1 protein-coding gene is annotated in these 709 nt (G+C 69.3%); it reads right to left on the bottom strand.

The genetic code is table 11. From position 1 onward, the window contains the following. Positions 1–709 (bottom strand): AMP-binding protein (locus G4D83_RS45240; protein WP_163871171.1); only part of this gene is annotated, 709 nt, incomplete at both ends.

A 709-nucleotide genomic window follows, 5' to 3' on the forward strand; every position in this document is an offset into this window, starting at 1 on the left:
TCCTGGATGCCGGAGAAGAGGCGGACGGCGGCCTCGACTTCGCCCAGCTCAATGCGGAAGCCGCGCACCTTCACCTGGAAGTCGGAGCGGCCGAGGAACTCGAGAGAGCCGTTGGCGAGCCAGCGGACGCGGTCGCCGGTGCGGTAGAGGCGAGCACCCGGTGAAGAAGAGAAGGGGTGCGGGACGAAGCGCTCAGCGGTGAGGTCCGCGCGGTTGAGATAGCCCCAGGCGAGGCCGTCACCACCGACGAAGAGCTCTCCCGGGACGCCGGGAGGAGTCGGCAGGAAGGAGGAGTCGAGGACGAAGGCGGAGGAGTTGGAGAGAGGCGCGCCGATGGGGACGGAGCGAGAGACGAAGTCGCCGTGGCGCAGCGAATGAGTGGCCGAGAAGGTGGTGTTCTCGGTGGGGCCGTAGCCGTTGACGAGGACGTGGCCCGAAGGGATGCGAGCGAGGTGCTCGCGGACGCGGGAGGGCGGGAGGACGTCGCCACCGGCGAGGACCTGGCGCACCCCAGCGAGCGCAACGGGCTGGGTGGCGACCATCTGCTCGAAGAGGGCAGCGGTGAGCCAGAGCGAGGTGATGCCCTCGCGGACGAGCAGCGAGCCCAGCTCTTCCAAAGACAGCGAGTGAGGAGGAGCGAGGACGAGCTTGGAGCCGTGGAGGAGGGCGCCCCAGATTTCGAGGGTGGAGGCGTCGAAGGCGACGGGGG

Origin of the sequence: Myxococcus eversor (assembly GCF_010894455.1) — a bacterium.
Lineage (GTDB): Bacteria > Myxococcota > Myxococcia > Myxococcales > Myxococcaceae > Myxococcus > Myxococcus eversor.